Raw genomic sequence first — 4,513 nt, 5'->3', positions numbered from 1 at the left:
GGGCGTGCCGAGCGGGTTCGACATGGTCCTGACGACCCAGCCCCATTACCGCTCCACCTATGCCCTGGTCTACCGCAAGGATGCCGGCTACAGGCTGCGTTCCCTGGACGATCCCAAGCTGCGCGACCTCCGCATCGGCCTGCACTTCATCGGCGACGACTACAGCAACCCGCCGCCAGCGGAAGCGCTGGCCCGGCGCGGGATCGTCAACAACGTCATCGGCTACAGCATTTACGGCGATTACCGGGAACCGAACCCGCCGGCCCGGCTGATCGAGGCCGTCGCCAAACGCGAGATCGATGTGGCCATCGCCTGGGGTCCGCTGGCGGGCTATTTCGCGGCGCGCCAGCCGGTGAAGCTTAGGGTCGTGCCCCTGCCCACGCCCTCCGAAGCGGGTGCCCAGCCCTTCGAATTCTCCATCGCCATGGGCACCCGCAAGAGCGACGCCGCCCTGCGCGACCGCCTGGACCGGGTGCTGGCACGGCGGCGGGTCGCCATCCTCGATCTGCTCAGAGCCTATGGCGTGCCTCTCGTCGGGGAGGGCGAAGCCCCGCCGTGGCGGGATGGCGGGGAATCGTCCTCCTCGCCCGAACCGCACGCCCCGCCCCGCCGCCACGATGGCCGGGGAGGTCGGGGACGGGATTGAGGTCTCCGCCGTGCCGCCCACCGCCCGCAACCCCTTGTCCCGCCCCCCGTTTTTATTCGCCTGCCCTAAAACCCACGCTTGCAAGCCTCTTCCACTGGGCACCAGACGCAAAGTGGCGGTACCCAACGCCCGTCCACGACCCCGCCCGACCCGCCAGCGACCAGGTCGACAGATCGGACGACATGATCGAGGTGGGCTGTGGAGTATGACCTTCTGAAATTTGGAGGGGGGGGTAAAGAGCGTAGCGCCACAACCCTTAACCCGGCTTGTTGGAATCGGCACAGGCCATGCCGGAAATCAGAGAAGTCCCTGCCCTTGCGGGTATGTTCCCAACGGGAACACTTTTGTCTCGCGGTTTTGTTCCCATTGGGAACGATTTAAGCTATGCACTCGCCGAACCATGAATAATTCCTTGAACGAATTCTTCAATAGACTTCACCCGTGCCTCATCCAAAATTGATCCCGACAACTTTAAGCTGAGACCTCTCTCTGGGCTATATTTGAACCCTCCCACCACTTGGCCATCATGTTTAAACTCCAAAGACATTGGCTTTGATTGCGCGAAGCCCGTGATTCGGGGTGGCCGCAACCTTGTAATGGCCCCGATGAAATCTTTATTTTGGAGCGTTCCGTCCTCAAGGGATCTTAAGCCCCGCATGATGTTTTCATGGTAATCGTCAGGATTTTTATCTTTTAGAAAGTTTCTTATCTCCTCTGCCAGCCTTTTCGAAATCAGTGAGGGAGCTTCCTCAAGTTCTGAAATAATCCATTCGGGAAGCTCCGAAAAAGCGAGATAGCGATAAAGGTCGGTTCGGCCAATGCCAAGCGATTCGCTTATTTCTTTCTTGAACCGAAATTTCTTCTCGGCAGCCGCTATCCCCATTCCGATTTCATAGTCGGATAAATCCTGTCGTTGCATGTTTTCAATCAACGCAAGCAAAGCCACTTGGCTGTCATCCGCCTCGCGGATGATAGCCTCAATATGACTTCTATTCAGGGACTTGGTGGCAAGCCATCGGCGCTCTCCAGCGATCAGCTCATATCTGCCGCCTTTTTTCCGCACGATGATGGGTTCAATTTGCCCAGCTTCGGAAATGCTTTTGGCAAGCGCTTCGATTTCCAAATCGCTAATCTTCTTTCTCGGCTGCCATGGGTTACGGTCTATATTATCGACAGATATCTTTTCGTATAAGCCATCCGAAAAGCATGGCTGCGCTTGGGATTCTGATATTTCGGATCTGGTTGAGGCCAAGCCAGCTAGAGAGCTGGCTTTAAGTCTATCTTTTCGATTCATCCCATTTGCTCCAATAGGTAATCAGCCAAGGCTGCGTAATCCTCGGCAGCCGTTGCCGTTTTTGCGATGGCTTGTATTGGCCTTTTTTCCATGGCCGCTTCGCAAATCTTTATGGTTTTTCTAATTCTTACCGGCAAAACATTTCCGAACACTTCATCCGCTATATCAGCCAGAGCGGATGAGGCTCCAAGCCGGGCATCGTGCATGGTCAGCAAAATTCCCAGCAATTTCAAATTGGGGTTGATTTCGGATTTGATTTGGTTCACCAATTTGGTGAACGACAGAATCCCGTGCTGGCCGTAATCAGAGGAGGTTTCCACGGGGGCCACACAGACATCTGACGCAGCCAGGGCATTGCCAGTAAGTAATCCCAGCGCGGGTGGCGTGTCCACAAGGACGAAGTCGTAGTGTTCCCGCAATGGCCTGATGCGGTTTGCCAATAATTCGTAGGGGCGGGTCGAGCAGTCGCGCAGCCTTGTCTCGATGTCAGCCACATCGAGCGGCCCCCTGACCAAGCTAACATTTTCAAAGCCTTGATTGGTGGACGTTTCCACAACTTCCGCGTAGGTGTCGAAATCGTTGGTAAGCAGATGGAACGCGTGCTTATCGACAGTCTTTGAAGCGGAATCCGCTATATGACGGCTCGCGTTGCCTTGTGGATCGTGGTCTATCACCAGAACGGGATGACCACGACGACCGAATTCCGCCGCGAGGGTCACTACGGTGGTTGTCTTACCGACCCCCCCTTTTTGATTGCCGATGGTGATGATTTTTGCCATGGGTTGTCTTTCCAAATAAGTTGAACAATCTCGGTATGCTCACTTTAACTTAAACTTAACCCGAGGGTTTGCCAACGCAAAAAGCGCCATGAATTTGGCATATAAAACGCCCCGGACGCACGACAAATAACACCATTTTTGATGGCTTTGCCTTGTTTTTCAGCGGCTTACCGATTGCGGGGGTAAAGTTAGGGAAGGAGGGGGTAGTGTTCTCGACGTGGATATGAAGAGCATTAACCTTCTGATTATAAAAGACTTGATTGGTTCTGAATCCACATCTGGGACACCATCGGCGCGAGCTTCCTGAGGGGGATGCTGGGCGATCATGGCTTGGTCTTCTCCATGGCGGGATCGCTGGCCCTGGCCGGCACCGGGTTGATCCTGTGCATCAGACAAAACGTAAAAATTCAGGGGCCGGGGTGATTGGGAATCCCCCGGCGCTCAGTCCCTCAGCCGATAGCCGACTCCGGATTCGGTCAGAAGATATTCCGGCCTGGCCGGGTCCGCTTCCAGCTTCTGGCGGAGCTGGCTCATATAGATGCGGGGATAGTGCGTGTTATCCACATGGGCCGGCCCCCACACCTCCTTGATGATCTGCCGATGAGTGAGCACCTTGCCCGCATGCCTCACCAGCACCGCCAACAGCCGGTACTGCACGGGCGTTAGGTGAACCTCCGCCCCGTTCACATAGACCAGCCGCTTCTGTAAATCAACCGTGAGGCTCCCGGTGCTGAACGCCTCCGCCGGATTCGTGCCCGGCCCCGCCGCGTGGCGCAGGGCCACCCGGAGGCGGGCCAGCAGCTCCCCCAGGCCGAAGGGCTTGGTCAGGTAGTCGTCGGCCCCGGCGTCCAGGGCCTCGATCTTGTCCCGTTCGGCGTCGCGGGCGGAGAGGATGAGGATGGGCAGACCCGTCCAGCCCCGGATGGCTTTCACCACTTCCACACCGTCCATATCCGGTAGCCCCAGGTCGAGGATGACCAGGTCGGGCTTGCGGGTGCCAACCTCCACCAAGCCTTGCCGCCCGGTGTCCGCCTCGAACACCCGGAATCCCTCGCTGCCCAGCCCCGTCCGCAGGAACCGGCGCATCTGGGGGTCATCCTCGATCAGCACCACGGTGGGCGCGGGATTCACCATGGCGGCCTCACTCGGCCTGCTCCAGCTCGATGCCGGGCGGTGCTTGGTCGACCGGCAGGGTGAAGGTGAAGATGGCCCCGCCCGTGCCCCGGTTCTTGGCCCTAATCCAGCCGCCGTGGGCCTCGACGATGGCCCGGCAGATGGCGAGGCCCAGCCCCACGCCGCTTTGGGCGCCCTCGGGATGGGCGCGGACGAATTTCTCGAACAGCTTTTCCTCCCGCCCAGCGGGGATGCCCGGCCCCCGGTCGGCCACCGACACGGTGAGGGTGAAGGCGGAACTCTCCGCCGTGATTTCAATGGGGGTTCCCGGCGGCGAATATTTCGCCGCGTTGTCCAACAGGTTCGCCAACACCTGCTCCAGCATCACCCCGTCCACCAGGACCAGCGGCAAATCGCGGGGTAGCCGGACCGACACCGTCCGCCCTTTCAGCCGCGTTTCCAGCCGGTTCAGCACCGTGCCGATGATTTCCTCCAGCACATGCCATTGCCGGTTCAGCGTCACCGCCCCGGCCTCCAGGCGGGCCATGTCGAGGATGTTGGCGATGAGCCTGGACATGCGGGTGGACTCCTCGAAGATGGCCCGGCTGAGTTCCCGCCGCTCCGTGGCGTCCAGCGCCTCGTCCCGCTCGGCCAGGGCGCTGGCCGAGCCGACGATGGTGG

The 4,513-nt window shown here is 58.9% G+C and carries 4 protein-coding genes and 1 pseudogene; 1 reads left to right on the top strand and 4 read right to left on the bottom strand.

The window, feature by feature from the left end; all coding sequences use genetic code 11:
* Positions 1–646: pseudogene (locus tag ACXWUF_RS19145) on the top strand (hypothetical protein); the annotation flags it as partial.
* Positions 647–1,028: 382 nt separating this feature from the next.
* On the opposite strand, the gene ACXWUF_RS19140 reads toward ACXWUF_RS19145, so the two are convergent.
* From ACXWUF_RS19140 to ACXWUF_RS19125, 4 genes are all read right to left on the bottom strand, one after another.
* A complete protein-coding gene (locus ACXWUF_RS19140; RefSeq protein WP_458496180.1) occupies positions 1,029–1,940 on the bottom strand; it encodes a ParB/RepB/Spo0J family partition protein in 912 nt (303 codons plus the stop codon).
* Positions 1,937–2,719 (bottom strand): ParA family protein, encoded by a 783-nt coding sequence (locus tag ACXWUF_RS19135; RefSeq protein WP_458496179.1) that lies wholly within the window; start codon positions 2,717–2,719, stop codon positions 1,937–1,939. Before ACXWUF_RS19135 ends, ACXWUF_RS19140 begins: the two co-directional genes overlap by 4 nt.
* A gap of 441 nt (positions 2,720–3,160) precedes the next feature.
* Positions 3,161–3,853 carry a response regulator gene (locus tag ACXWUF_RS19130; RefSeq protein WP_458496178.1) on the bottom strand — a complete coding sequence of 231 codons (693 nt, stop codon included), beginning with the start codon at positions 3,851–3,853 and terminating at the stop codon, positions 3,161–3,163.
* Between the two features lie 7 nt (positions 3,854–3,860).
* Positions 3,861–4,513: sensor histidine kinase (locus ACXWUF_RS19125; RefSeq protein WP_458496177.1), on the bottom strand; the 653-nt coding region annotated here is incomplete at its 5' end.

The sequence above is a fragment of the Methylomagnum sp. genome (assembly GCF_054333355.1).
The sequence above is the reverse complement of the archived record's forward strand: the minus strand, read 5'-3'. Positions and strand labels throughout refer to the sequence as shown.